The organism is Parabacteroides chongii, from assembly GCF_029581355.1.
Taxonomy (GTDB): domain Bacteria; phylum Bacteroidota; class Bacteroidia; order Bacteroidales; family Tannerellaceae; genus Parabacteroides; species Parabacteroides chongii.
Genome location: NZ_CP120849.1, coordinates 5,478,827 through 5,505,289, shown reverse-complemented (window position 1 = coordinate 5,505,289; position 26,463 = coordinate 5,478,827). Strand labels below are relative to the sequence as shown.

Genomic DNA, 26,463 nt, shown 5'->3' with positions numbered 1-26,463 from the left:
ATACAAATTGAAACGGATAAAATCCGGAATTACAATAAGATTATTTCTATCTTTGTGAAGTCACTTTAAAAATCAAAATCATGTCGATCAATTCAATAGACAGGCGTCGGGAAGACTTGATAAAGCAGATCAGTCAAATAGAAGACGAAGAATTGCTGATTTCTCTGGAAGATCAGATATTTGCTTACCAACAGCAAGGTGATCGGGAGCCATTGTCATCTCCGGTGAGTTTTCAGATTCGCTCCGCAGAACATTTTCGTAGCCTGATCGATCAGGTGCTGGATGATGATCGGAATGGGAGGATGATAGACGGGGATGAGTTTTTTGCGGAAATGGATAAGGAATTTGAACTTGACAAATGAAAAGATTAAAATTGATTGTGTCCCCTTTAGCAAAAGGACAAACCCGGGAAATGAAGGTCTTTTATAAGACGATGTATGGTTTGCCGGTTGCCCAGAAAGTTTATGCTTCTATCAAAGAGAATATGAAAACTTTAACTAGTTATCCTGGTTTAGGATATGTGGAACCGACATTGGTGGACTACCCTCAATGTTTTCGGACTTTTGTTCAGCATCCGAATCTAAAGATCGTTTACTGGATTGAGGACGGAACAGTGAAAATAGCCATGTTCTTCGATACTCGTCAGGAACCGGGAAAGCTACGTTATACAATAGAACATAGCTCCGACTGGGTATGTGAAGATATGGAACCTTACGGTTGAGACTGCTTCTGACATTCAAAGCAATAATAGATACTGCCTCCCATATAACTCTCTTTGCGTATATCTTCTCCGCAAACCGGACAAGGCTTGCCGGCGGTATCTTTGGACAGTATGGGGATATAGCGGCCTTTATTCCCGAGCAGGTCTGTTTCCGAATTGCGTCCGCCTGCCTGATAGATTTCCTGAAGTGTCGCTTTAGTGCAATGAAACAACGTATCTTTCTGTTCTTCAGATAATATGTTGATACGAGTCTTAGGATGGATACGTGCTTCGAACAGGATGTCCTGTAATACGCCGTTACCTAATCCCGGAATTGTTTGCTCGGTCGCAAGGAAAGCCTTTGCCGTTTTCTTTTGTTTCTCCTCACTGTTTATCAGGCTCAGAAAATAGGTTTTGTCGAAAGCTTCCGAAAGCACCTGGGGTTTAGTACGTGCCCCTTCACGATAGGAGCTGAAGCCGCAATCGAAAGCACCGTCAGGAAAACACATGACTGCCCCGTACATCCGGACGGATCCCATGATACAACTCTCGTCTTCGAAAGCAATGAGCAACTGGTGTTTTTCCGGTATCTTTTCACCGGGAGCGTAGTACCGGATATTCATTCCGTCTCCGAATAATAAACGCACATCTTCTATATCTATCTCGATCAGACCACCATAAGCATGGGCTTCCCCAATTATCTTACCGGTAAGCATCCCCGAATAATTAGCCGGATCTCCATAGAACCAGGCAAACTTATGAGGTGTATATCCTGCGCTGACAAATGTTATTCTTTTCCCTTTAATCGTTTGATTCATCTGCTCGGAGATGTACAAGGCTTCCGGTGCTTCTATCATTTTTAACAGGTTTATTCGTTACGTATGTTTTTACTTGGTAAACATACGAATATATCTCTGTTTAGAAAGCAGCCGGATCGCTTTTTCTGAAGAAATAAATAAAATAATTAGTTTTTTCTTGTGATGTTACCGCTGGGTAACTTATGTTTGTGACCGAATGGTAACAACAGTAAGAATGATGGAAAAAGAAAGAATGAGTAAAAACAGAGAACTGACGGAGTTGGCTTTCCTGAAGGCGATAGATGACTTGATAGAGGAAGACGGTTTTGAAAACCTTGGAGTAAATGCCGTGGCAGCAAAAGCCGGATTGTCGAAGATGCTGATCTATCGTTATTTCGAATCGTTGGACGGACTGATCGTCGCCTATATTCAACGGACTGACTATTGGATCAACCTGGAGCCGGAATTGCCTGATGTAGCACATTTGGGAGACTTCGTCAAGAAGTTATTTCGTGATCAGATCACGATGTTGCGCGACAGTTACACCTTGAGACGGTTGTATCGCTGGGAACTTTCAGCGAAAAATAAAGTGATAAAAGAGTTACGCGAAAGGAGAGAGGCAAAAGGCATCTGGCTGATTGAAGCAGTCAGCCGATTAACGAACCGGCCAAAAGAGGATATAGCCGTTATGGCGACTGTCCTGACTTCTTCCATCACTTATCTTGTCCTGCTGGAAGAAAATTGTCCGGTTTACAATGGCTTCAAACTGCAAAGTGAGACAGGCTGGGAACAACTGGAGAAAGGATTAGACCGATTGATCGATAACTGGATTAAAAATTATACAAATGAATAAGACAAGTATTTTTGCTGGAGCCTGCATGGTTTTGCTGGCTTGTTGTTCATGCAACAACGATTTGGTGGAGTATAAAAAGAATGACCTGAAAATCACGTTGGAGAAAGGCGAATCATGGTTGCATGACTTTCCCTTGTTCCTGGGAATAAACAAAAAGAATCCTCCCCAGATAGCTATATGGTTGGAAGACAGGGACGGCAACTATCTCTCTACAGTTTATGTGACCCATAAGATCGCGACCCAAAGCTGGCAAATGGCAGGTAACAACAGGAGGAAGGAGTCTTTGCCGCATTGGTGTTACTCACGTGGAGTAAAATATGATGACGGACTGTATCTGCCGACCAAAAAAGAACCTTTTACGGATGGTTTGACTGGAGCGACCCCGCATGACGGTTTCGATGTGAAGATGCAACCTGCGGAAGGATTGAAGCAGTTCAGAGTGAAAATAGAGATCAATCATTCCACTGATTTTAATGACAACTATCCAAAATCGGCTCAGGAGGGAGATAAGAATTATTCAGGCGGAAAGGAGGGGAGCGGACAACCTGCCGTTATCTATGCAGTGGATATCGACCTGTCGTCGGATGCTACATCGTATGTCGCTACGCTGGTCGGACATAGTTCGCCGGACGGAAGTGACGGACAGATATATCCGGATACCTCTTCCCTGACCTCCGCCTTACAGATTGTAAAACAGATCACAATAACGATCCAGCCATGAAACAATACCTGTTCGTATTTTTCTTTATTCTGATCCCTTTAACTGGTAATTTGCAATTCGATCTGTTGAAACCGGCCCGGTTTACTCCTTATCTCGATTGTTCGGCCGGTTATTCTTTTGCTCCTTCCGGAAAGGTGGTGGGAGGATTTTATTTGTTGCCTTCCGTCGGGGTCCGGATGAATATATGGTCTGATAAGAAACTTTTGTTTGCTTTGGGATATGGGCTGCAGGATCTAAAACGTTTACGGGAATATTCAACCTCCCATTTTGTTTCTTCTTATGAAGAATCATTGAATTATCATTGTCTTTCAGTCAAACTGGGTATCGTTTTTTGAACTTTATTAAACTGATTTTACCTGTAAAGATTAAAAACTAATGTACCTTTGTTGTGTTATTACTAAAGAATAACGGAATAAATGTATGAGAAAAAGAAATAATTGGCAGGTAATCAAGGGCCAACCACTTACCGAACTAGATAAAAAGATTCTCTATCTCCAGAATAAAGGTCATTTGGTTCCTTCCCGGAAATTGATTAAAACAGAAGAACAGATTGAAGGTATCCGCAAAAGCGGAGTTGTAAATTCAGGAATCCTCGATTTAGTGGGAAAAGAAATAAAAGCCGGTATGTCGACCGCTGAAATAGATAAACTGGTCTATGACTATACGGTTTCCCACGGGGCTATCCCGGCTCCGTTGAATTTTGAAGGATTCCCGAAAAGTGTCTGTACTTCCGTCAATGAGGTTGTTTGTCATGGAATTCCCAGTGAAAAAGAGATATTGAGAGATGGTGATATCATCAATGTGGATGTTTCTACGATCCTGGACGGTTATTATTCGGATGCTTCCCGGATGTATATGATCGGCAAGGTTTCTCCAGAAAAAGAGAAATTGGTGCGTGTGGCAAAGGAATGCCTGGAAATAGGTATGGAAGCTGCTAAACCGTTCAGTTATGTGGGCGATATCGGTCATGCGATCCAGAAACATGCGGAGAAGAATGGTTTTTCGGTAGTCCGTGACTTATGCGGTCATGGAGTAGGCCTGGAATTTCATGAAGAGCCGGAAGTTACTCATTTCGGCCGTAAAGGAACCGGTATGTTACTGGTTCCGGGCATGGTTTTCACCATCGAGCCGATGATCAATATGGGAACATATCGTGTCTATATTGCGGAAGAAGATGGCTGGACTGTCATTACCGACGATGAACTTCCATCCGCCCAGTGGGAACATACTTTCGTGATGCGGGAAGACGGACTGGAGATATTATCCGATTAATTATATAGGTGAGTGTCAAAAGTCTGTCACATTTTGTTCAGTAATAGATTTTTGACATTCCCTGCTACGATTCTTTATACTATTATTTCTCCTGACAATTATTTTTGCATTTGTTAGGTTGCAGGTAATCCCACTCCTGAAGTTCCCCGTCAAGCAGGCGTAACCGATAAAGTCCATCCTGATAGTCTGAATATCCGAGTGTTTCCTGGTAACCATCGGACGTTTGTTTAACCTCAAGTCTTTTATAAGTATTCCCCATAATGGTTATAACTTCCTGTTTGGTCATTCCCAACTCCAGTTTTTGAATATTGTTATCCGCTGCCAATGCATTGGTAAGAGTTGCCCCGCAAGAAGTTAACAGGCAGATTGAAAGAATGGATATGAATGCGTATTTAATTATATTCATGATGTTATTTGTTGTCTCTTGATTTTTAACCAGTGATAAACTGTACGCAATATACAACTATTATTTGATATAAGAATATGATGTAGATGACGTATCGGGGTTTAGTCTAAAAAATAAAAAAGCGATACAATCTGTATCGCTTCTGCACGGAAGGAGAGGCTCGAACTCCCGACACCTGGTTTTGGAGACCAGTGCTCTACCGACTGAGCTACTTCCGTATTGCGGGTGCAAAGGTAGGGCTTTATTTTTAATATGCAAGAGTTTTTGGGAAAAACTACTTCTGTATTTTTTCTTACGCGATAAAAGTGAAGGAAAACGAAGCTGCCGTAATATCTTTTTTTTATCTTTGGAAGCATATAGAAAATGTAATTGAATCTATACTGTATAAAAACAATCAACAGAAAATGGAAAACGAATTAGAAATGAATTCGAATCTTTTAGTCGAATTCTTACAAAAACCTTCATCTGAGTTTACAAAAGCGGACATTATTTCTTTCATCCGCGAAAAAGGGATCAAGATGGTCAATTTTATGTATCCGGCAGGAGACGGGCGTCTGAAAACATTGAACTTTGTTATTAATAATGCGGCTTACCTAAATGCAATCCTTACCTGCGGTGAGCGTGTCGACGGTTCGAGCTTGTTCTCTTTCATTGAGGCCGGCAGTAGCGACTTATATGTTATTCCTCGTTTCCGGACAGCTTTCGTCGATCCTTTTGCCGAATTGCCGACGGTGACGATGCTTTGCTCTTTCTTTAACAAGGATGGCGAACCGTTGGAAAGCTCTCCCGAATATACTTTACATAAAGCCAGCAAGGCATTTACGGAAGTGACGGGCATGGAATTTCAGGCAATGGGCGAACTGGAATATTATGTGATTGCTGAGGAAGAAGATTTGTTTCCGGCAACCGACCAGCGGGGATATCATGAATCAGGCCCTTTCGCTAAATTCAATGAATTTCGCACACAATGTATGCAATATATAGCCCAGACTGGCGGACAGATCAAATACGGTCACTCTGAAGTCGGTAACTTTACATTGAACGGAAAGATATACGAACAGAACGAGATCGAGTTTCTGCCGACCAAGGTCGAAGATGCTGCCGACCAGCTGATGATCGCTAAATGGGTAATTCGTAACCTGGCTTACGATTATGGTCTGGATATCACCTTTGCCCCTAAGATCACGGTTGGAAAGGCAGGATCAGGATTGCATATCCATATGCGTATAATGAAAGACGGCAAGAATCAGATGTTGGCAGACGGTGTTTTGTCTGAAACAGCCCGTAAGGCAATTGCCGGTATGATGGAGCTGGCTCCGTCCATCACCGCGTTTGGTAATACGAATCCGACTTCTTATTTCCGTTTGGTACCTCACCAGGAAGCTCCGACAAATGTTTGCTGGGGTGACCGGAACCGTTCGGTGTTGGTTCGTGTACCTCTCGGATGGGCAGCGAAGAAGGATATGTGTGTGCTGGCTAACCCACTGGAGTCGGAAAGCCATTATGATACGACACAGAAGCAGACGGTCGAAATGCGTTCACCGGATGGTTCGGCCGATCTGTACCAGTTATTAGCCGGTTTGGCTGTGGCCTGCCGTCATGGATTTGAGATTGATAATGCGTTGGATATTGCGGAAAAGACGTATGTAAATGTAAATATCCACCAGGAGGAAAATAAGGACCGTTTACAGACATTGGATCAGCTTCCCGACAGTTGTGCTGCATCCGCTCAACGTTTGCAGAAGCAGCGTGCTGTCTATGAAAAATACAATGTGTTCAGTCCGAGCATGATCGATGGTATTATCAAAAAGCTGACTTCGTATAACGACTTTACCCTTCGTGATGATTTGAAAAATGATCCTGAAGGAATGCTCCGGTTGGTGAAGACTTATTTCCATTGCGGATAAGATAAAAGGCTGGGGGTGTTAAAGCATCCCCAGCCCTTCAAACATACCCCGGTAAACTGCAGCTTTCTCTTCCAGCGGTTTGGGGTAAGCACGTGAAGAGGATGGCATCCGGTACAACCTGAATGTCCGGTCCAATAAGGTGAAAGTCGAGTAGCTGCCGACTTTAGGTTCTTCTGTCGGAGGCAGAACCGATAGGAGGGTATCCATTGCTTTCTGTCCTGTAACGACAATAGCTTTACATTCCGGTATTTGCGACAAAACCTCTTCCGGGTCGATAGGCTTGATCACTTGCAGGAAGTTATCGGAAGCATTATTCTTTAACCGGATAATTTCCATTGCCGTATCACCGATACCGATTCCTTTTTCCAGGCAAAACTTCTTCGCTTTTTCTTCACTGAACGCTTTCTTACTTTCCAGGAAATATTCCTTATTACTATAAAATAGCAATCCGAGAATACGCCACATGTCATTCTGGATATTCGGATAGTAGAAATTCATAGACCAACGTGGCATGGGAGGGGGGAAACTTCCCAGCATCAAAAGTTTGGTATGTTCAGGCAGGAAGAAACCTAACGGGTGTAATTCTGAAACCATATGCTATGACAGATAAGATGATTATTTTGCTTTTACAGAAATACCGATCATGACGGTCGTACCATCTATATTATTCCATACTGAATGGGGAATATGGCCATTTACGAGAAACGATTCGTTTGCATCTACGATCCTGATCTCGCCATCGAGTTCAACTCTGGCTTGCCCGCTGACCACAATGAACAGATGATTATGCTCGTGAGTATGTAGAGAAGTAGGTCCACCACCGCCTTTTTCCAAATAGGCAATAGAACCGTCGATAATTTCCCCGCAGTCTGCAAATAGCTTTTTTGCCAGGAAATGAATATGATCCGGAGGGGTGATGAACTCTTTCATATATTTTACTATTTAACGGATTCTTCCCATTCTGCAACTTTAAAACCGACCAGAACCTGGTTTTCGCTCACCAGCAAAGGGCGTTTGATCAGTTTTCCATCGGAAGCCAGCAATTCGATCTGCTCTTTTTCGCTCATGGACGGCAATTTGTCTTTCAACTGCATTGCTTTATAGACCAATCCACTCGTATTAAAGAAATTCTTCAATGGTAATTGGCTACGTTCTATCCATTCAGTTAATTCTTCGACAGAAGGATTCCGGTCGATGATATGACGGTCTTCGTAAGAAACCTTCCGTTCATCCAGCCATTTCTTTGCATTCCGACAGGTTCCGCATTTCGGATATTCTAAAAAAAGATATTTCATAACCTTAGGGATTTATTTGTCTTTTTTACGCTGGTTCTTAGCATCTTCTTTGGCTAACAGGACGACATTGTAAACAAAATCCGTCATCCATTCTTCCGAATAGCCTAATGTTTCTTTGTATTTACGGATGCTCCATGCCGTTTTCTGAACGCTGACTTCTTTCCATTCCGAACGGGTTACGATCTCATGGATTGTTTTTGCCGTTTGATTGTATAACAGCTTTTTTACTAGCATCGAGAAACGGAATTTCCATTGCATCAGGTTGTCCAGTAAAGAAAACAAATCGTTACAGAATCCCTGGAAAAGGAAAAAGTACGATTTGATATCGTTCTGCGACTTACAGTTCTTTTTTACCGACGCATCTATTTCTTTGAAAAAACTTTCTTTCATGCCGTAATCCTGCATCAGTATCTTGCGAACCCGTGACTTTTCTGCAATACCTGGTTTGTTATTTTGTGTCGGGATTTTCAGCATCCTTTTGAAAAGGGCCATATCCGATAGCATGTTGATATTGGTTATACCCAGTTGTACTGCCATTACGGCTTGATAATAAACGCGGATAAGCGATACGAATTCTTCCACGCTACCCTTTGACGATGCTTCGGTTTCCTCTTTTTCTTTCTTGAAAAGTTTAGAAATGATATTCATGTGTATTTGTTATATAATGATTACGGGGACAAATATACTAAAACTTGTCCCCGTTTCAGTCATTCTATTCAATTCTCTCGACTGTTACTTCCGGAAAATCTTCCATAAAGAGTAATAACTGGTTGTCGTCTGTACTTTTTTTGGCTTTAATGACCAATGTGACGATGAAAGTATCCACGTCTGAATGGCTGACTTTTTCCATTTGATAGGAGACAAGTAAATAGCCTTTATCATTCAGCACATGCGTTACTTTACTTATAATTTCTTTCTCATTGGTGGAGAAAATGATCATCGAGCTTTTCATCCCCAGGCTTTTAAAGATATAGCTCAGCAGTTCCAGCCCCATTAACGTCAGGATAGTTGCTGCAACTCCGATGCCATACATGCCGGCTCCAATCGCAAGTCCGATTCCGGCTGTTGCCCATATTCCGGCAGCAGTGGTCAGGCCGCGTACAAATTGTTTTTGGATGATAATTGTTCCGGCTCCGATAAAACCGATACCGCTTACTACCTGTGCCGCCACACGGCTCGGATCGAGCGATACACTGTTTTCCTGAATGATTTGTTGGAAGCCATATTGAGACACGATCATGATCAGGGCACTTCCCAGCGACACCAGAAAGTGCGTACGATAGCCGGCCTCTTTAGCCCTGTATTCCCGGTCAAGACCAACTACGGCTCCGAGAATACCAGCAATGAATAATCTCAGAATAAAATCCCATAACATATTAGTGTCTCCTTTTATTATAGTCCCAATAGAACTTTTTGTAAAATATAAACTCCGGCCCCCGATAAATATCCGAGGAATGCAAGTAACGAAATATTTTTGAGATACCAAATAAAATTAATACGTTCCAGTCCCATGACAACGACTCCGGCTGCCGATCCGATGATCAGCATACTTCCTCCGACACCGGCACAATAGGCCAGGAATTGCCAGAAAGTACCATCCATGACAAAGTGTGCCATATAGGTAGGATCTGCGGCTGTAGCGATCATGGCCTCGTTTGCTACCGGATACATTCCGATCGCCCCGGCTACCAGCGGAACGTTGTCTACGACTGCCGACAATGTACCGATGATCAGGTTTACGGCGTATACATTTCCTACGGTTTCATCCAGCCAAAATGCAAAATCAGTCAATACGCCGCTACAACGAAGGGCATCGACCGCCAGAAGGATTCCGAGGAAGAACAATAAGGTCGCCCCGTCTATCCGGCGGACTATTTTAGACAGACGTAACTTTATATCTTCATTTGCGATATTCCGTTTATACATTAATTCCGTATATACCCATAAAATGCCGACCCCCATCAGGATTCCCATGAATGGTGGTAAATGAGTGACTGTTTTAAATATAGGCACGAATATGAGACAGAATATACCCAGTATCAGTATGGATAATTTTTCTTTTGTCCTTAATTCTTTCAGTAATTCGTTATTCTCATTATCGACGAATGCATTGGGTGGAGTTACTTTCCCATGTAAAAAACGCATCATGATCAATACAGGTACCAATGCTGATACTATACTGGGTAAAATCAGATGGGGGATGGTTGAGGAAGAAGAAATATTCCCTCTTACCCAAAGCATGATCGTCGTTACGTCGCCGATGGGTGACCAGGCACCACCGCTGTTCGCTGCAATAATGATAACGCTTCCGAATACCCAGCGTTCTTTGTAGTTGCCAAGCAGTTTCCGCATCAGCATGACCATAACGATGGAAGTCGTCAGGTTATCGAGTATGGCAGACATAAAGAATGTGATACATGCGATCAATAGTAATAGTTTCTTTTTTTGATTGGTTTTGATACGGTTCGTAATAAACATAAAACCTCCGTGAGCGTCTATCAACTCGACAGTGATCATGGCTCCAATCAGGAATATCAAAGTTTCTGCAATTTCACCAATACTGTCGAGTACCTGATGTTCAACGACAAAGCGGGTACACTGTTCGACGAATGGAAGTTCTGCGATGGCCGGATAAGCATCTAAAAATTCTTTGAACTCTTCTGCAGAAGCGAGTGGGATTAAATCTGGCGCAGCAAATGTGTATAAAACCCAAAGTATAGTACCTGTTAATAAGGCTGTTCCGGCTTTGTTTACTTTTAATGGATGCTCTAAAGCAATACATAGGTATCCAATCAAAAAAACAAAAATCATTACTGTCAACATGGCAATTCTTCTTTTTCTTTTTAATTTTAGTTAACTGATGCAAATGTAGGAATAATATAGAACTAACACTCATTTTGGATGAATTGTTTTTATAGACCTGTGCTATTCGGCAATAGACAGTATTGAACAGGTGGAATATTCGAATGTTCGCTTAAACTACATATAAAAAAGTGTTTCATAGTAATGAAACAAGTGTTTCACTTAGAAGAAACAACTGTTTCATTACTGTGAAACACTTTTAACAATACTGTTTTTGTAAGCATTTATCAGTTGTTTGTATTACGTCGAATGCTAAAAAAAACAGGAAGAAAACAGCTTCGTTTTCCTCCTGTTTGATTGTGAGCGGTAAATGGGACTCGAACCCACGACCCTTAGCTTGGGAAGCTAATGCTCTACCAACTGAGCTACTACCGCGTTGAGCGCTACAAAAGTATTAAATCTTTTCTTTTTTTAGTAACTTTGGCGCTAAAATATTTTATCAAATATGAAGAAAGAAAAGCTTACGCTTATAAAAGTCGGAGGAAAAATCGTAGAGGAAGAAGAAACGTTGAAAAATCTGCTTCGCGATTTCTCTCAGATAGAGGGTTTTAAAGCGCTGGTGCATGGCGGAGGACGTTCTGCAACTAAGCTGGCTAGCCAGCTGGGCATCGAAAGTAAAATGGTGAATGGACGCAGGGTAACGGATGCTGAAACGCTGAAAGTCGTAACGATGGTATACGGCGGACTGGTGAATAAGAATATTGTTGCCGGTTTGCAGGCCTTAAATGTGAATGCACTGGGATTGACCGGAGCCGATATGAACCTGATGCGTTCGGATAAACGTCCGGTGGCCGAAGTCGATTATGGCTTCGTGGGAGATGTAAAAGAAGTGAATGCAGATTTGCTGGCCTCGCTTATTCATCAGGGGATTGTTCCGGTACTGGCACCTTTGACACATGACAAACAGGGACATATGCTGAATACAAATGCTGATACGATTGCCGGAGAGGCAGCCAAAGCCCTGGCAAAGCATTTTGATGTGACTTTGGTGTTTTGCTTTGAGAAAAAGGGAGTGCTGAGAGACGAGAATGATGACGAAAGTGTTATTCCCGAATTGGACCGTGCTGTTTTTAAACAATTGGTAGAAGAGGGCGTTATACAGGGAGGTATGATCCCGAAACTGGAAAACTCATTCCAGTCCATCGATGCCGGAGTGAAAGAGGTTATTATAACACAAGCTTCTGAAATCCATCAGGGAAAAGGAACAAAGGTTTATTGAAAATAAAAAGAGGAAAGTCAATCGAACTTTCCTCTTTCCTTTTTATTATAAGCTTCTTACTTTTACGTTACGGAACCAAATCAGGGAGTCTCCATGCTTGCCTTGCAATCCGATGTATCCTTTTGTCGGAAGTTCAGCAAAAGGCTTGGGTAACCAGCTGGGGATTTCGCTGCCATCCGGGTTTACTGTTCCGGAAGTCCATTTGCTCATGTCCATCTCCGTTACTTTCTTTCCGTTCAGAATCACACTGATGTGTTGTCCTGAACATCTGATACGCATATGATTCCATACTCCGGGCTTTTTTACCACTTTGTCCTGACTGGCACCTAAATGACCGTAAATAGCTCCGCATTTTTCATAAGGCTTTCCATTTCCCCATTTTTCACAGTGATCGTCTGCTATCTGTATTTCTACGGAATTGGGAATCCAGTTCTGGGTGTCGGTACAATAGATGACAACACCGCTGTTAGTTCCTACGTCAGTCTTGAAATCCAGATCCAGTTCGAAATTTTCATATTCGGTCTTTGTCCAGATAGATTCATCCTGAACGGCTGCAAGCACGCCGTCTGTCAAACTCCAGACTTCCGGATTGTAGCTGGCATCGGACAGGTTTTCACCAAATAACGGTTTCCATTTGTTGCCGGATATAGAAATACAAAGGATACTGATGATACCCAGAATGAGAATTGAGAAAAAAACTAGTCGTTTCATGTTATTGATTTTAATAAAAATAAATTAGGTGTTCAAAGATAGAGAATCTGTTTTAATCAGCGAGTAAAAAGGATGAAATATTACTCTTGCTTTTTGATTGATAGCAAACTGCGTGCTTTTGTATAAAAAATGATATTTTCTATTGCTTTTTTCCTTTGTTTTATTACTTTTGTTTCATAAAGACTAAGGTCTGATTACTGAATTAAACAGGATAAATAATGAATACGATAAATATGTATTGAATAGAATCGTTGAGTTGAGTAGGGAATTTACAGGCATTAAAATAACTAATTTGTAAGAATTTCATAGACATACCAGGCCTGTATATATAATAAGGGATTGCTCGGGATGAGTAATCCCTTTTCTAATGGCTCCTTTTGCACCGGTATGCTTAATTTTATAAATAAACTATTTACCTTTGGGGAGACAAATTAAGAACAATGGAAAATAATAAAGCGATAGCCTATATAAATAATGTAGTGACCCGTTTGCCGGAACTGCGTTTTGCTGAACCTTTCAGCTGGACAATCAACGAAGGGGAACAGTGGGCGATAGTGGGACCTAACGGTTCGGGAAAAACTTTGATTGCCGATCTGATGCAGCGTAAGTTTGCATTGAAAGAGGGAGAGGTGATCTTTGGTTATGACGACAAAGTCAGTAACCTGATCAAAAGTATAGCATTCAAGGATATTTATTCATTAGCCGATTGCCGGAACACATATTATCAGCAACGTTGGCATTCCACGGAGACAGATGAGGTGCCGACGGTGGAGGAAATATTGAAAGATCATTCCAGAACGGATGATTTGCAAAAGATACTTTCTTTTTTCGGCATCGCAGATTTATTGCCTAAGAAACTTATTTTTCTTTCCAGCGGGGAGCTGCGCAAATTCCTTATTGTCCGTTCTTTGTTGAGCCATCCGCGCATCTTGATATTGGATAATCCTTTTATCGGTCTCGATGCCGCTTCGCGCGATGTTTTGGTAAGTCTGTTGCAGCAAATGGCGAAACTGGAGAATGTACAGGTTATTCTGTTGTTGTCGAATCCGGGTGATATTCCGGAAATGATTACTCATGTTCTTCCTGTACATAACCGGAAACCTTATGAACCGTGTACACGTGCGGAATTTATGGCGGATAAGGAGTTGCAGGCACATTTGTTTCCCTGTCATCCGGAGGATTTGTCATTACCTCTGTCAGACAAAGAACCATCCGTACATGAAATTACATTCCGTATGGAACATGTTTCTATAAAATACGGCAGTCGTACGATCCTGAAAGAACTGGACTGGGAAGTGAAAAACGGGGAAAAGTGGGCTTTATTCGGTCCTAACGGAGCCGGAAAATCTACTTTGTTGAGTCTGATTTATGCCGATAATCCGCAATCTTACGCAAATAGTTTATTTTTGTTTGACCGGAAGCGGGGATCGGGTGAAAGTATCTGGGATATAAAGAAAAGGATAGGGTATGTTTCTCCGGAGATGCATCTGTTTTATATGGAGAATGTGCCGACTCTGAATATTGTAGGTTCCGGTTTTTTTGATTCTATCGGGCTGTATCGTAAATGTACGGAAGAACAGCAGGCTGTTGCTTTGGCATGGATGCGTGTCTTTGGTATTGAAGAGTTGAAAGACCGTTCATTTCTGACATTGTCTTCCGGCGAGCAGCGGCTGGCTTTGCTGGCACGGGCTTTTGTGAAAGATCCGGATCTGATCATTCTGGACGAGCCGTTGCATGGCCTCGATATCAGTAATAAGCGGAAAGCAGCACATGTGATCGAGCAGTTTTGTGCGCGTCCGGGAAAGACACTGATTTACGTAACCCACTATCCGCATGAATTACCTTCGTGTGTCGACAGGCGTTTCGAACTGATTAAACATACTTAAAAATCATAATACCATGAGATTGAAAGTCACAGCTTTCTGGTTGGTTGTATTGGCTGCTTTGTTCGTCTTTTTACAGGAATATAGTCGATTCCATTTCTTTTTTATTGAGCAAAGCCAGTTGTTTCAGTTTACCGGTGAATATATCTCCGGCAAATTGTCTATGCCAGGCGGATTTGCGTTAACCTTATCTGAATTTTTAGTGCAGTTCTTTCGGTATCCGTATGCCGGGGCAGGGATTACGGCTGTATTGCTACTGTTCGCAGGGATTGGAATGAGAGGAATCGTCCGCCGGATCGTACCGGGTACAGGGTTGTTCCTGCTTTATCTGATACCAGTTATTTTGCTTATGTTCCTTCATTTTGATTTCAATTATCTGGTTTTCGGAACGATTGCGTTCAATCTGATGCTTCCGCTCTGTATTTGTGCTTGCGTATATCGGATGATAAATGGCGGATGATAGCAGAGATCGTTGTGACACCGTTGCTTTATGGGCTGGCGGGAGCGGTGGCATGTTTGTTTGCCCTGTCTGTTTTGATTTATGAGTTCCTGAATAAAACTCCGAAGTTTTACTGGGTTTTATTAGCTGTTCTGTTGGGGAGCTTATGTGGAATTTGCAGTGTTTATTTTGCCTTGTTGGGAGAGTACCGTTTTGCCTTTTTACCGGATGCATATTATCATACGGCATTGGAGCCTAAATCTGTCATCTATTATTCATGGATTTCATTCCCTCTCATTCTGATTGTAGCTTTTCTGCTGAGGAAAAGGAAGAAAGAGATCGGTAAAAAAACAAGAATCGCAGGAGTTGTTTTACAACTGGCTCTTTTATTTGCGTTCTGTTGGTGGGGTATTCCAAAGTACGGAGATAGAAAGTCAGCCAAGGTGAAAGAACTGGATTATTATGCAAGAACGGAGCAATGGGATAAGATCCTGGATGCCAGTAAAGGTACGTTGACTAATTATTTGAATATGTGCTATCTGAATCTGGCTTTGGCACAGAGAGGAGAATTGGCAGATCAGATGTTCAATTTCGATCAGAGAGGTCCGCAGGGATTGATGGTCGGTTGGAATAAAACTGAACAGATATCTTCTTTATTGAGTGATATTGCTTTTGCGATGGGCAATTCGGCAATGGCGCAGGAAATGGCTTTTGAGGCTTATGCGACCGCCATAGGAGAGGGGGATCCGAGAATGCTGAAAAGGCTTGTCCGCACAAATATTATTTACGGAGAATATCAGGTAGCGGAAAAGTATCTGAATATATTGGGGAATACGGTTTATTATAAGAATTGGGCAGATGAACACCGGAAGTTTTTATATAACGATGCTGCGGTAGAGCAGGATTCGGCATTAGGATCAAGGCGTAAATGCCTGCCAAAGGAAAATTATCTTTCCGAAATAAACTATATGGAAAAAGATTTGTGCATGGTTGCAGAGGCTAATCCGAAAAATAAAGCGGCTATCCAGTATCTGGGGGCTTTGTATTTGCTGGCGAAGAATATGGATGGCTTCAAAAAGATGGTGGAGACTTATTATGGTACGGAGGTCCTTCCTTCATTGCCGAAATCTTTTCAGGAAGCTGTGATCACTTTGTCGGAGGCTGAACCGGATTATTGGAAACGTTTCGATATTTCTCCGTCTGTGGTGCAGCGTTTTGCCGAATACAAGAAACAGGTATTAGGAAACCGGAATAATAAAAATGCGTTGCCCGGATTGATGAGACGGGCTTATGGAGATACGTACTGGTTTTATTTTATGTTTAAATAAAAGAGATGGAATATGAATGGAAATTATAAATATATAGCTTTGCTGACCCTGTTTTTTTCATGTTCGGATTCGGTTCAGGTGAGTGAAACATTGGATAGAAAGCCAGCTATTGTTCCGGATTATGCGGATATAACAATTCCGGCAAATATCGCTCCTTTGAATTTCTCCCTGAAGGATTCTGTCGAAGATGCACAGGTCGTTTTGTCGTACGCCGGTCAGCAGGTGGAAGTGAGGGCAAAGGATAACCAATTTGTTTTCCCGATCTCTAAATGGAAGAAACTTTTATCGTCTGCAACAGGAAATACGGTAGAGGTGGTTGTCCGTGTGAAAGAGAAGGGAAAGTGGCTGGAATATGCTCCTGTCAAATGGAGTGTGGCGGCAGAACCGATCGATCCTTATATTGCTTACCGTCTGATCGCTCCGGGATATACTCTATGGAATAAAATGGGACTTTACCAGCGCAATTTGGAAAACTATACAGAAACTCCGATCATCGAGAATAAGATGAGTGGCAGGAATTGTGTGAATTGCCATTCGTTCTGTATGCAAAATCCCGATAAGATGTTATTCCACATGCGAGAAACCTATCCGGGAACAATCCTGGTCGATGGTGATAAGATCGAGAAACTGAATACAAAAACGGAACAAACGATTTCATCTTTGGTATATCCTTCCTGGCATCCTTCCGGAAAGTATGTCGCATTTTCTGTGAATAATACAAAACAGGGATTCCATGCAAATGACAGGAACCGTATAGAGGTGTTTGATGAGGCTTCAGACGTGGTTGTATATGACGTGGTGAAACATGAAGTTGTCACAACAGCCAGGCTGTTTTCAAAAGATGCTTTTGAAACTTTTCCCACGTTTTCTCCGGACGGGAAAACACTTTATTTCTGCACGGCTGTTCCCCGTCCTATTCCGGAAGAATATTCCGAAATTAAATATAGCTTGTGTTCTATCGGTTTTGATCCGGATACCCGAAGCTTCGGTTCGGTAGTGGATACTTTATATAACGCTTCTGTTTCAGAACAAAGTGCATCTTTCCCCCGTGTGTCTCCGGATGGAAAACACTTGATGTATACGCTGTCCGGTTATGGTAATTTTTCTATTTGGCATAAAGATGCCGATCTGTATATGGCTGATTTGTCAACCGGCGAAAGCACACCTTTGGATATATTGAATAGCGATGATGTGGAAAGCTATCATTCCTGGAGCAGTAACAGTCGTTGGGTCATCTTCAGCAGTCGTCGGATAGACGGGTTGTATACGCGTCTGTATATCGCTTATATCGATGAGAACGGACAAGCATGCAAACCATTTCTGTTGCCTCAGAAAGATACCGGATTTTATGACCGTTTTATGATGTCCTATAATATCCCGGAATTTATTACCGGAAAGGTGAAAGTAGGAGGGAGAGTCCTCGGGCTAAAAGCAAAAGAAGATAAAGGTATCGATGTGAAGTTTGTGAAATAAATAAAAAAGTTACTTGATAGAAATAAAAAAGAAAGACCGGTAAAGTTCAACAGCAACTTTACCGGTCTTCTTTTTTATTTGAAATGAGTATTTCGTTTATCGGCTTCCTCCGGCCCACCAAACATTTTCAGAAAATACATACTGACCATTGCCATAAGCATTTTTAACATTAGGGTTGGTTGTAACGTCATCGCTGCCGTAAGGCGTGCGTAGCGGAAATTTACCCGGATTCTCGAAGTCATAGATGTCATGACCTTCTGATTTCAAACGGCGTACGCCGTTATAGCATTCGGTTGATTCACCGTTCGCTCCCCAAAATGCCGATACTTACGGATCATTGTTTCTTTTAGCGGATCTGCATTGAACAAAGGAACAACTTCTGTCTCAAAATATTCTTCAGCCTCTGCTATTGTTACAGCTTCTGTTGAGTTACCTTTAACCGGAACAGAGGTGTTTTCCAAAGCTGCATCAACGCTAACTTCCATATTCATCAAACCGGCAACAATAGCTTCTTTCAATGTTGCTTTTGCTTCTTCCAAACGATTTAATCTTACTAAAGCTTCAGCTTCCAGGAATTTAACTTCATGGTAACTCATGAACATAGTAGGCGCAGTTGCAGCAAACAAGAAAATAGATGTGTTATAAACTTCCTGTACCTGTTGAGGCTTGCCGTTGGGAGCCATCATGGATAAGAAGTTCTCTTCCTTTCCTGTTAATTGTTTGCTGTAAAACCTTCGGCACCCGGACTTTCATCGGCACCGAGCATCAGCAAAAGCACGATGTAAGCGTGGATCATTACGAACGATCAGTTTTTTTGTCAGACTGGCACTGGCTGCAGTATATTCGCGGCTATAGAAAAAATCAAACAAAGGGTTTAAATTAGCAACACCGTCATACACATTGAAAGCTGCTTGATCACCAGCATTCTGTGCAGCTTTTTTGCAGCATTCTAAAACTGTATTTAATGCAGCGGTTTTATCTTCCGTCACATTTAATGTATGCATTGTATAACGTGCTTTTAGTCCGTAAGCTAACTTTAACCATTTGTTGGCATCTCCTTTGAACAGAATATCCTGAGCTCCGGGTTTACCTGTTGCATGTGTATCTCCTTTAGGAAGGTCTTCAATAGCGGCATCCAGGTAGGCAATGATAGCAGTGTAAATATCTTTCTGTTTGTCCATCTCCGGTGTCATGAACTGAGGTTTACCATTGTCTAATTGAGGCAATGCTGCCTGGCTGAAAGGTGCATCTCCAAAAGCATCAGCTATCAGACCTGCATTTACAGCAGCCAAAACTTCACCCATACCTTTTGTTGTATAGTTACCGGGTTGACTTCCTTCTTCCGAGCATTTGTCGATAATAATACGTGCATTTTTCAATGAACTATAAACTCCTCCCAAAATATTGTTGAAGGTGGCAGATGAATAAACCTCAGAAACACGGGTTTCAGCATTGTATAACTGATTGAAAATACCAACTTCATTTTCTACATAAGAAGAAAAGTAGTGGTTGAAATCGCCACCGATATTACTGAATGCTGTAGAAGTGATTACATCTGTCAGAATGAATTTAGCATCGACACTGTGCGGATTGTCTATATCCTGGTTGATCTTGTCCATTTTGTCTTCAGAGCAAGAGAACAAAACTCCGGCTACTAAAGCTACAGACAGATATGTTTTAATTTTATTATATCTAACTTTCATATTATTTTTGTTTAAAATTTGAATGTTAAACCGAAACCGTAACTAGAACTTCCCGGCATAGAGAAACGTTCGAATGCACCAGCCATGTTGTTGTTTCCTAAAGTCGCTTCCGGATCAAGACCTGGTAATTGAGACCAAAGAAGAATATTACGTGCAAATACACTAGCAGTAATATTTAAATATGATTTTTCAAAGACAGGGTAGCTTAAAAGATATTTCACGCAGTTTGATGAATGAATTATCGTAAACACTGGCTTCATCGATAGCATTCATTGCGTTGAAGTAGTCGTAGGCATTTTCTCCTTTGATCTTGATATCATTCGGAGAATAAGAACCGTCAGCATTTTGTTTAACCGCTGATTTTTCAAATAAGAATTCGGACATTTTGCGATAATCGGCAGAACGTTGAGTTACACCATAATAGTCAAGAACACCCATTGTTCCGCTATAGATCTGTCCTCCTTGTTTCCAATCAAGAACTGCTGATAAACGGAACTTATACAGTTCGAATGTTGTATTGAATCCTAAACGGAAGTCTGGAGAAACTTTACCGATAACCTGAGGTTCACCTGCTTGAGGCAAACCATTTTCATCGACAATGATCTGTCCTGCATCATTACGCAAATAACCGGAACCGTAAATAACCGGGAATTTATCACCGATACCTGCACGTACCTGAGGTGTTACGAAACCTCCCAACATAATGCTATTTACGCCTTCTGCCAGTTCATCCACATAATTGTCGATTTTAGAGAAGTTAAATCCGAAGTCCCAGTAAATATTCTTTTTCTCGATCGGTTTAACTGTTAAAGTGATCTCATGAGAATTAGTGTGAATAGCCCCGCCATTTGTTACCATAGAACTATAACCGGTAGAAGTTGACAATGGAACTTCAAAGATTTGATCTTTTACGTTTTGGCGAGAGTAGGTATAATTTACAGAAACCAAACCGTTCAGGAAAGTCAAATCTAAACCTAGTTCATAAGATTTGGTGTTCTGCGGCTTTAAATTCGGGTCATATATTTTGTAATAAGGGATATACGCGGTTGTAGAACCGAACGGATATTGAATAGGAGTACCTGCTGAGAAACCACCACCATATCCTGGTGTATAATATAAATTATCTACATAATCTCCGGCCATACCAACTTCTGCATAAGAACCACGTATTTTACCAAATGTAAGAATATTATTGTCTTTCAAAGCGGGTAGTTCTGTAAAGATCCATCCCAAAGAGACAGAAGGATAAGTAAATGAACGACTACCACGCGGCATGGAAGATACGATGTCATTACGAACAGTTGCGTTTAGGTACAGCATGTTTTTCCAAGATAAAGCCAAATTTCCGAAATTACCTACTGTACGCTTTTTAGTTGTACTTTGATTGGCTTGGAAAGTTGTAGCATTACCGATATGATTCCAGCCCGGAAAGTTAAAGTTGTATCCTTCACCGGTTGTAATTCTTGTAGATTTATTTACAAATTCATTTGCCATATAATACATTTAAATCCAATTCCGGAGTAATTTTCCAGTCGTAATTCAATGTGAACAAAGAGTTCATTTCATTGATATGATAACTGTCCTGACGAGAGTAACCACTTGAATAACTTTTATCGCCATATCCGTAATTATCGGAATAAATGGTACTGTAAGCATCTGCTCCTAACTGGTATTTTGCTGTCAGAATATGATTTTCGCCAAATTGGGTCTTATACTGTGTATAGGCATTACCGAAAAAGCGTTGTGAGCGTTCTACGAAAGAGTTATTTTCGCTAGCCCAGTAAGCATTATTGAATGTAGTAGGACGGTAGTTGTTTTGTGTATAAGGGTCGCCGTCTACGTGCGAAGGAATGCCGTTAAAGTCATAGCTGGAGGGTGAACCATAAATAGTTGCGACAACACCTTCATTACCTGCACTCTGTTTTCTGATCTTTGATGTTACAAAGTTTCCGCTGAAACCTGTTGTCCAATGCTCGCTTAAATTGGCTGTAGCATTCAATTTTGCATTGTAACGGTCCATACCTGTATTAGGAATAATACCTTCGGTAGTATTATTACCTAATGAGAATGAATAATTACCTTTATCAAACGCCTGTGCAACATTGACGTTATTGCTCCAGGATACTCCTGTGTTGAAGAAATTCTTGGCGTTGTCGTAAGCACGCGGTGTAGCCCAAGGATCTAATCCGGCTGCTGCACGCTGAGACACATAATACATTCCTTCATGTTTACCATACTGCTGTGTATAAGTATTATCCGTATTACCTCCATAATTGGGGTCATTTGCTAGGTCGGATATTTTCGGTCCCCACGCTAATGAAGATGTAGGAGAGAATGTACCGCTACCTTGTGCAAATTCTTTCTGGAATTCAGGAAGAGTTGATACTTTGTCGAATGCCAGATTAGAAGTGAATGTGATAGAAGGCTTACCTTTTCTTGCATTTTTTCCACTCTTAGTTGTAATAACAATTACGCCGTTAGAAGCACGCATACCATAAAGGGCAGAAGCGGCTTGGCCTTTTAGGATATTGATACTTTCAATATCGTTAGGGTCCAGGTCGACAGCACGGTTAGCAAAGTCTGCTCCAGCAACACTACCAGTATTTCTTTTGTCTGTGTCAATATCTGCAGCAGATGCAATGGGCATACCATCAATTACATACAGCGGAGTATTGTCACCCGTAAAAGAACGGACACCACGAATCGTGATTTGAGAGGAGGCTCCTGGCATACCTGATGAAGGAGTAATATCTACACCCGAAACTTTTCCTTGTAATGCAGAAGAGATGCTAGTGCTGGCTGCACGTGTTAAATCATCTCCTTTTACATCCTGAACAGCATAACCTAATGCTTTCTTTTCTTTAGAAATCCCCATTGCTGTAACAACAACTTCTTCAATATTCTGTGTATCAGAGTTTAACAGAATATTTATCACAGGCTTAACAGAGACTTCCTGGCTTTTCATACCTACGTACGAAATTACCAGAGTCTTTGCAGAACTATGTTTTTTATTCACTTATCACCCATCATTCATGATGAGCAGACTCAGGGGAGTACATTACTATATAGATATGGGTAACTTTTATGCACTTTTTATCTTATTAATTTAGAAATAGAAATATTCTTGATTACGACTTTTTTTAGAGTAAAAAAATAAAAGATCAAGATGCTTTATACGAAAAATGAGTATTGAAAAAGATCCATGCGGCGTTACGTTTCAACAGTGCGTACTGTATTTCTGCATAAATTTAGGGCAAAAAAAGCTTTGTCTTTTCTACCAAAATGGACCCAACACCTTTTTAGAGCATGATTTACTTACCTAGAAGAATAAACAAGGTCCGGTTAAAAATAAGAAAATTTAAACTATCAGCCCTGTTAATTTATGAAATAGGAAGATGAATAATTATCAGAAAACAGCCATTTGAAGGACTATTTAGTTAATTAACAGTCTGTTTTTTGTAAATTCCTGTTACATTTGTAGTGTTATAATAAATTTATTATTACATTTGCAGCTTCTCAGATATGTTTTAGAATAGGTTTTAGGCGAATTATACATAATATAGTACAAATTAGTTATCTATAAGTTAAATAAAAAAGTGTGTCTATGAAGAAGTTGACTTATCTTCTATTTTGCCTGTTTTTAGGCATTGGATTGGCTAATGCTCAGACGACCAAAGTAACAGGTACTGTTATTTCGGCGGATGACAATGAGCCAATTATTGGTGCATCGATTGTCGTAAAGGGTACGATGGTCGGTACAGTGACTGATTTTGATGGTGCGTTCTCTTTGGATGTACCAAGTTCTGCAAAGACTCTGGTAATTTCGTACGTGGGTATGGAAACCCAAGAATTGGCAATTAAGCCTAAACTGCGGGTACTAATGGAGTCTAGTTCACAGGCTTTGGAAGAAGTAATGGTCGTAGCTTACGGTACGGCAAAGAAATCAGCGTTCACAGGATCTGCATCTACAATGAAAGCAGAAAAGATTGCAGAACGCCAAGTTGCAAACGTTACAAATGCTTTGGCTGGTCAGGTAGCCGGTGTACAGGGTGTGAGTGCAAACGGACAACCGGGAAAAGCTGCTACTATCCGTATCCGTGGTATTGGTTCTATGAGTTCTAGCAGTTCTCCTTTATACGTAGTTGACGGCGTTCCTTATGATGGTGATATTGCAGCGATCAACCCGAACGATATCGAATCGATGAGTGTACTGAAAGATGCTTATGCCAGTGCAATCTACGGAGCACGTGGTGCAAATGGTGTTGTATTGATTACAACTAAAAAAGGTACTGCTAGAGAAGCAGTAGTAACTGTCGATGCAAAATGGGGTAGCAATTCACGTGCCGTACCTCAATATAATGTAATGAAAGACCCTGCCATGTATTATGAAACAGCATACAAGGCTCTGTATAACAGCAAAGCTTATGCCGGAGGAAGTGCTGCGGATGCTCGTGCTTATGCATTGAATAATATTTTCTCTTCAGACAATGGTGGAGTAGGATATCAGGTTTATACTACTCCTAACGGAGAAGATTTTATCGGTACAGACGGTCGTATCAATCCTAATGCAACATTAGGTTACAGTGATGGTTCTTATTATTATACACCGGATGACTGGTATGATAATACTTTTAATAAAGGAAATTTACGTCAGGAATATAACGCAACAGTATCAGGTGCTTCTGAAAAGATCAATTATTATTTCTCTTTAGGTTATTTGGATGATGCAGGTATTATTTCCGGCTCAGGTTTTACTCGTTATACAGGGCGTTCAAAAGTAGACTACCAGGCAAAGAGCTGGTTGAAGATTGGTGCAAATATGGCTTATACATATTATGACAGTAAGGCTCCGGATGCTCAGGACAAATGGGGTTCATCTGGTAACCTTTTCTATATTACCGACCTGATTGCTCCGGTTTATCCGATCTATGTAAGAAATAATGACGGTAGCATAAAGGTGGATAATCGCGGTTATACTGTTTATGACTTTGGTAACTCTACAGGTCAGGTTCGTCCTTTCATGCCTATGGCTAATCCGGGCGTAACTTTGGAACTGGATAAATTCCATGCATATACAGATGTATTGAATACTAAATTTTACGCAATCGTTGATTTGTATAAAGGCTTGCAGTTTACAGCAAATGTCGGTGTAAACTCAAGTAACCAAAGAAGTTCTATCCTGAACAATCCTTTTATGGCGGAGCTGTTGGTTCTGAAGGTTATGTAAACGTTAAGAATGAAAGAAATATCGGTTTGAACCAGCAATATTTGCTTACTTATAAGCAAAGTTTCGGTTCACATAATATCAACGCATTGGTAGGTTATGAATCTTATAATCTGAAAATCCGTAAAATGGAAGGTTCAAACAAAAACTTTATAACCCGTTCATTGGTGAACTTAGCAATGCTATCCAAACACCTCCGACTGTAAGTTCCTCTACGGATACTTATTCTACACTCGGTATTCTGGCTCGTGTTCAGTATGACTATGATGGAAAGTATTTTGCTTCTGCTTCTTATCGTCGCGATGCTTCTTCACGTTTCCACCCGGATCACCGTTGGGGTAACTTCGGTAGTGTTGGTGCTGCGTGGTTGATGAACAAGGAAGAGTTCTTCAAGAATCTGGATGCTACATGGATCGACTTGTTGAAGATAAAAGCCAGTTATGGTGTACAAGGTAATGACAACTTGTTGCTTACAGATGGTATTACTCCTAACTATTATGCTTATTTGGATCAGTATACTGTATCTAACAGTGCTGGTGATTTTGCAACATCATTTACTTACAAAGGTAATAAGGATATAACCTGGGAAACTTCATATAGTTTTAATGCCGGTCTTGAATTTACCTTGTTCAAAGAAAGATTAAGCGGTAGTTTCGAATATTTCAGCCGTAAGACAGTCGATTTGCTTTACAACCAGCCGGTGCCTATTTCATTAGGTTATTCAACGATCCCGATGAATGTTGGTTCTATGAGAAATGCAGGTGTTGAATTAGATTTGAATGCTGATATTATCAGAACGAAAGATTTGACATGGTCATTCAATCTGAACATGACTCATTATAAGAACAAGATTCTTGATCCGCAGAGACAGCAAAGAATAATGGCGGTATCAAGAGTTCTGTAACTATCCGTAATGTCGGAGGTTCTTTGTATAACGCATATTTGGTTAAAGATGCAGGCGTTGATCCTGAAACAGGCAAGGCTTTATATTATGTAGATCCGGATAATGGAGACATGACTACTACTGATGATTTCAGTGCAGCCAAGCAATCAGATTTAGGTTCTACTTTGCCTAAGATATACGGAGGTTTCGGTACTTCTGTTCAATATCGCGGATTTGACGTTTCTGTAGGATTGTCTTATCAATTGGGTGGTAAAGTGTACGACTATTCTTACCAACAGTTGATGCACAGTGGTGAGGCAAATACAGCAGGTACTAACTGGCACAAAGATATTTTGAATGCATGGAGTGAAACCAATAAAGGCAGCAATATCCCTCGTATCAGCAGTGCAGATAAGAGAAATCAGGATTTGTCTTCACGATTCCTTCAGAGCTCTAACTATTTGAGCTTGAATAGCGTGATGGTAGGATATACATTCCCGAAAAAATGGACAACTAAATTTATGGTAAATAACTTGCGTATCTTCTTCTCTGGAGATAACGTGGCACTTATCGCTTCCAGAAAAGGTCTTGATGCTCGCCAGAACTTAGGTGTTGCATACTTCGGTAATGATGATGCCGTAGGTGCAAAATATTCTGCACTCCGTAGTTTGTCAGGAGGTATCAGTGTTACATTCTAATTTATTGTAAACAAAAAAGATGAAGATTATGAAATTTATAAATAAATCATGGATATTAATTCCGGGACTGGTTTTGGCAACTGCCTCTT

21 protein-coding genes, 2 tRNA genes and 3 pseudogenes are annotated in these 26,463 nt (G+C 41.1%); 13 read left to right on the top strand and 13 right to left on the bottom strand.

From position 1 onward, the window contains the following. The first annotated feature begins 80 nt into the window (after positions 1–80). Together P3L47_RS21155 and P3L47_RS21150 are read left to right on the top strand one after the other, a co-directional pair. Complete coding sequence (locus tag P3L47_RS21155) at positions 81–362, top strand: hypothetical protein (protein WP_277782031.1); 282 nt, start codon at positions 81–83, stop codon at positions 360–362. Continuing rightward, positions 359–721, top strand: a complete 363-nt coding sequence (locus P3L47_RS21150) for a type II toxin-antitoxin system RelE/ParE family toxin (RefSeq protein ID WP_199715625.1) — start codon at positions 359–361, stop codon at positions 719–721. The genes P3L47_RS21155 and P3L47_RS21150 overlap by 4 nt, the downstream gene beginning before the upstream one ends. Here P3L47_RS21150 and P3L47_RS21145 read toward each other — a convergent pair. Further along, the gene (locus P3L47_RS21145; RefSeq protein WP_277782030.1) at positions 712–1,557 is read right to left on the bottom strand and encodes an endonuclease VIII; all 846 of its coding nucleotides are present in this window, start codon (positions 1,555–1,557) and stop codon (positions 712–714) included. The two genes, P3L47_RS21150 and P3L47_RS21145, sit on opposite strands and share 10 nt — an antisense overlap. 178 nt (positions 1,558–1,735) lie before the next feature. On the opposite strand from P3L47_RS21145, the gene P3L47_RS21140 reads away from it, so the two are divergent. The 4 genes from P3L47_RS21140 (at position 1,736) to map (ending at position 4,343) form a co-directional block, all read left to right on the top strand. Next, positions 1,736–2,350, top strand: a complete 615-nt coding sequence (locus P3L47_RS21140; RefSeq protein WP_277782029.1) for a TetR/AcrR family transcriptional regulator — start codon at positions 1,736–1,738, stop codon at positions 2,348–2,350. Next, entirely contained in the window at positions 2,343–3,071 is a 729-nt protein-coding gene (locus tag P3L47_RS21135) for a T9SS type B sorting domain-containing protein (RefSeq protein WP_277782028.1), read from the top strand. The genes P3L47_RS21140 and P3L47_RS21135 overlap by 8 nt, the downstream gene beginning before the upstream one ends. Continuing rightward, positions 3,068–3,406: a hypothetical protein gene (locus P3L47_RS21130; RefSeq protein ID WP_277782027.1), complete on the top strand. Its 339-nt coding sequence runs from the start codon at positions 3,068–3,070 to the stop codon at positions 3,404–3,406. The genes P3L47_RS21135 and P3L47_RS21130 overlap by 4 nt, the downstream gene beginning before the upstream one ends. An 85-nt stretch (positions 3,407–3,491) precedes the next feature. Then, the gene (map, locus tag P3L47_RS21125; RefSeq protein ID WP_277782026.1) at positions 3,492–4,343 is read left to right on the top strand and encodes a type I methionyl aminopeptidase; all 852 of its coding nucleotides are present in this window, start codon (positions 3,492–3,494) and stop codon (positions 4,341–4,343) included. An 82-nt stretch (positions 4,344–4,425) separates the two neighbouring features. Here map and P3L47_RS21120 read toward each other — a convergent pair whose 3' ends face one another. Both P3L47_RS21120 and P3L47_RS21115 read right to left on the bottom strand, forming a co-directional pair. Continuing rightward, positions 4,426–4,749 carry a hypothetical protein gene (locus P3L47_RS21120; RefSeq protein ID WP_122361496.1) on the bottom strand — a complete coding sequence of 108 codons (324 nt, stop codon included), beginning with the start codon at positions 4,747–4,749 and terminating at the stop codon, positions 4,426–4,428. A gap of 145 nt (positions 4,750–4,894) precedes the next feature. Further along, positions 4,895–4,967, bottom strand: a tRNA-Trp gene (locus tag P3L47_RS21115). 186 nt (positions 4,968–5,153) lie between these two features. On the opposite strand from P3L47_RS21115, the gene P3L47_RS21110 reads away from it, so the two are divergent. Beyond that, positions 5,154–6,656: a glutamine synthetase family protein gene (locus P3L47_RS21110; protein WP_122361695.1), complete on the top strand. Its 1,503-nt coding sequence runs from the start codon at positions 5,154–5,156 to the stop codon at positions 6,654–6,656. Between the two features lie 18 nt (positions 6,657–6,674). On the opposite strand, the gene P3L47_RS21105 is transcribed toward P3L47_RS21110, so the two are convergent. The 7 genes from P3L47_RS21105 to P3L47_RS21075 form a co-directional block, all read right to left on the bottom strand. Continuing rightward, positions 6,675–7,250, bottom strand: coding sequence for a uracil-DNA glycosylase family protein (locus P3L47_RS21105; protein WP_122361497.1), 576 nt, complete (start codon positions 7,248–7,250; stop codon positions 6,675–6,677). Positions 7,251–7,271: 21 nt separating this feature from the next. After that, entirely contained in the window at positions 7,272–7,586 is a 315-nt protein-coding gene (locus tag P3L47_RS21100; protein ID WP_122361498.1) for a cupin domain-containing protein, read from the bottom strand. A gap of 8 nt (positions 7,587–7,594) precedes the next feature. Further along, the gene (locus tag P3L47_RS21095; protein ID WP_122361499.1) at positions 7,595–7,951 is read right to left on the bottom strand and encodes an arsenate reductase family protein; all 357 of its coding nucleotides are present in this window, start codon (positions 7,949–7,951) and stop codon (positions 7,595–7,597) included. A 12-nt stretch (positions 7,952–7,963) separates the two neighbouring features. Further along, positions 7,964–8,599, bottom strand: coding sequence for a hypothetical protein (locus P3L47_RS21090; protein ID WP_122353088.1), 636 nt, complete (start codon positions 8,597–8,599; stop codon positions 7,964–7,966). A gap of 64 nt (positions 8,600–8,663) precedes the next feature. After that, positions 8,664–9,326: an MgtC/SapB family protein gene (locus P3L47_RS21085; protein ID WP_122361500.1), complete on the bottom strand. Its 663-nt coding sequence runs from the start codon at positions 9,324–9,326 to the stop codon at positions 8,664–8,666. 17 nt (positions 9,327–9,343) lie between these two features. Further along, positions 9,344–10,774, bottom strand: coding sequence for a sodium:proton antiporter NhaD (gene nhaD, locus P3L47_RS21080; RefSeq protein ID WP_122361501.1), 1,431 nt, complete (start codon positions 10,772–10,774; stop codon positions 9,344–9,346). 341 nt (positions 10,775–11,115) lie between these two features. After that, a tRNA-Gly gene (locus tag P3L47_RS21075) sits at positions 11,116–11,188 on the bottom strand. A gap of 70 nt (positions 11,189–11,258) precedes the next feature. Between P3L47_RS21075 and argB the strand changes: the two genes are divergently transcribed. After that, positions 11,259–12,032 carry an acetylglutamate kinase gene (argB, locus tag P3L47_RS21070; protein WP_277782025.1) on the top strand — a complete coding sequence of 258 codons (774 nt, stop codon included), beginning with the start codon at positions 11,259–11,261 and terminating at the stop codon, positions 12,030–12,032. A 45-nt stretch (positions 12,033–12,077) separates the two neighbouring features. Here argB and P3L47_RS21065 read toward each other — a convergent pair whose 3' ends face one another. Next, entirely contained in the window at positions 12,078–12,743 is a 666-nt protein-coding gene (locus P3L47_RS21065; protein ID WP_122361503.1) for a 3-keto-disaccharide hydrolase, read from the bottom strand. Positions 12,744–13,183: 440 nt separating this feature from the next. Between P3L47_RS21065 and P3L47_RS21060 the strand changes: the two genes are divergently transcribed. Genes P3L47_RS21060 through P3L47_RS21045 form a run of 4 tightly spaced genes read left to right on the top strand, consistent with a single transcriptional unit; the run spans position 13,184 to position 17,866 of the window. Further along, positions 13,184–14,629, top strand: a complete 1,446-nt coding sequence (locus P3L47_RS21060) for an ATP-binding cassette domain-containing protein (protein WP_277782024.1) — start codon at positions 13,184–13,186, stop codon at positions 14,627–14,629. A 13-nt stretch (positions 14,630–14,642) separates the two neighbouring features. Further along, positions 14,643–15,086 (top strand): DUF6057 family protein, encoded by a 444-nt coding sequence (locus tag P3L47_RS21055; protein ID WP_277782023.1) that lies wholly within the window; start codon positions 14,643–14,645, stop codon positions 15,084–15,086. After that, on the top strand, positions 15,083–16,393 hold the full coding sequence (locus P3L47_RS21050; protein ID WP_277782022.1) for a DUF6057 family protein: 1,311 nt from the start codon (positions 15,083–15,085) through the stop codon (positions 16,391–16,393). Before P3L47_RS21055 ends, P3L47_RS21050 begins: the two co-directional genes overlap by 4 nt. A 12-nt stretch (positions 16,394–16,405) precedes the next feature. Then, on the top strand, positions 16,406–17,866 hold the full coding sequence (locus tag P3L47_RS21045) for a TolB family protein (RefSeq protein WP_277782021.1): 1,461 nt from the start codon (positions 16,406–16,408) through the stop codon (positions 17,864–17,866). 96 nt (positions 17,867–17,962) lie between these two features. Here the strand turns inward: P3L47_RS21045 and P3L47_RS21040 are convergent. Together P3L47_RS21040 and P3L47_RS21035 are read right to left on the bottom strand one after the other, a co-directional pair. Beyond that, positions 17,963–19,569 (bottom strand): annotated as a pseudogene (locus tag P3L47_RS21040) (SusD/RagB family nutrient-binding outer membrane lipoprotein). Positions 19,570–19,580: 11 nt separating this feature from the next. Then, positions 19,581–22,534 (bottom strand): annotated as a pseudogene (locus tag P3L47_RS21035) (SusC/RagA family TonB-linked outer membrane protein). A gap of 639 nt (positions 22,535–23,173) precedes the next feature. Here P3L47_RS21035 and P3L47_RS23800 point away from each other — a divergent pair. Then, positions 23,174–26,374, top strand: a pseudogene (locus P3L47_RS23800) (SusC/RagA family TonB-linked outer membrane protein). Positions 26,375–26,463: the final 89 nt, after the last annotated feature.

Coding starts and splice junctions, on each gene's coding strand:
- P3L47_RS21130 (WP_277782027.1), top strand. CDS start 3,068: ATGAAACAATACCTGTTCGTATTTTTCTTTATTCTGATCCCTTTAACT.
- P3L47_RS21095 (WP_122361499.1), bottom strand. CDS start 7,951: ATGAAATATCTTTTTTTAGAATATCCGAAATGCGGAACCTGTCGGAAT.
- P3L47_RS21050 (WP_277782022.1), top strand. CDS start 15,083: ATGATAGCAGAGATCGTTGTGACACCGTTGCTTTATGGGCTGGCGGGA.
- P3L47_RS21055 (WP_277782023.1), top strand. CDS start 14,643: ATGAGATTGAAAGTCACAGCTTTCTGGTTGGTTGTATTGGCTGCTTTG.
- P3L47_RS21085 (WP_122361500.1), bottom strand. CDS start 9,326: ATGTTATGGGATTTTATTCTGAGATTATTCATTGCTGGTATTCTCGGA.
- P3L47_RS21090 (WP_122353088.1), bottom strand. CDS start 8,599: ATGAATATCATTTCTAAACTTTTCAAGAAAGAAAAAGAGGAAACCGAA.
- map (WP_277782026.1), top strand. CDS start 3,492: ATGAGAAAAAGAAATAATTGGCAGGTAATCAAGGGCCAACCACTTACC.
- P3L47_RS21145 (WP_277782030.1), bottom strand. CDS start 1,557: ATGATAGAAGCACCGGAAGCCTTGTACATCTCCGAGCAGATGAATCAA.
- P3L47_RS21135 (WP_277782028.1), top strand. CDS start 2,343: ATGAATAAGACAAGTATTTTTGCTGGAGCCTGCATGGTTTTGCTGGCT.
- argB (WP_277782025.1), top strand. CDS start 11,259: ATGAAGAAAGAAAAGCTTACGCTTATAAAAGTCGGAGGAAAAATCGTA.
- P3L47_RS21060 (WP_277782024.1), top strand. CDS start 13,184: ATGGAAAATAATAAAGCGATAGCCTATATAAATAATGTAGTGACCCGT.
- P3L47_RS21155 (WP_277782031.1), top strand. CDS start 81: ATGTCGATCAATTCAATAGACAGGCGTCGGGAAGACTTGATAAAGCAG.
- P3L47_RS21150 (WP_199715625.1), top strand. CDS start 359: ATGAAAAGATTAAAATTGATTGTGTCCCCTTTAGCAAAAGGACAAACC.
- P3L47_RS21105 (WP_122361497.1), bottom strand. CDS start 7,250: ATGGTTTCAGAATTACACCCGTTAGGTTTCTTCCTGCCTGAACATACC.
- P3L47_RS21120 (WP_122361496.1), bottom strand. CDS start 4,749: ATGAATATAATTAAATACGCATTCATATCCATTCTTTCAATCTGCCTG.
- nhaD (WP_122361501.1), bottom strand. CDS start 10,774: ATGTTGACAGTAATGATTTTTGTTTTTTTGATTGGATACCTATGTATT.
- P3L47_RS21110 (WP_122361695.1), top strand. CDS start 5,154: ATGGAAAACGAATTAGAAATGAATTCGAATCTTTTAGTCGAATTCTTA.
- P3L47_RS21140 (WP_277782029.1), top strand. CDS start 1,736: ATGGAAAAAGAAAGAATGAGTAAAAACAGAGAACTGACGGAGTTGGCT.
- P3L47_RS21100 (WP_122361498.1), bottom strand. CDS start 7,586: ATGAAAGAGTTCATCACCCCTCCGGATCATATTCATTTCCTGGCAAAA.
- P3L47_RS21045 (WP_277782021.1), top strand. CDS start 16,406: ATGAATGGAAATTATAAATATATAGCTTTGCTGACCCTGTTTTTTTCA.
- P3L47_RS21065 (WP_122361503.1), bottom strand. CDS start 12,743: ATGAAACGACTAGTTTTTTTCTCAATTCTCATTCTGGGTATCATCAGT.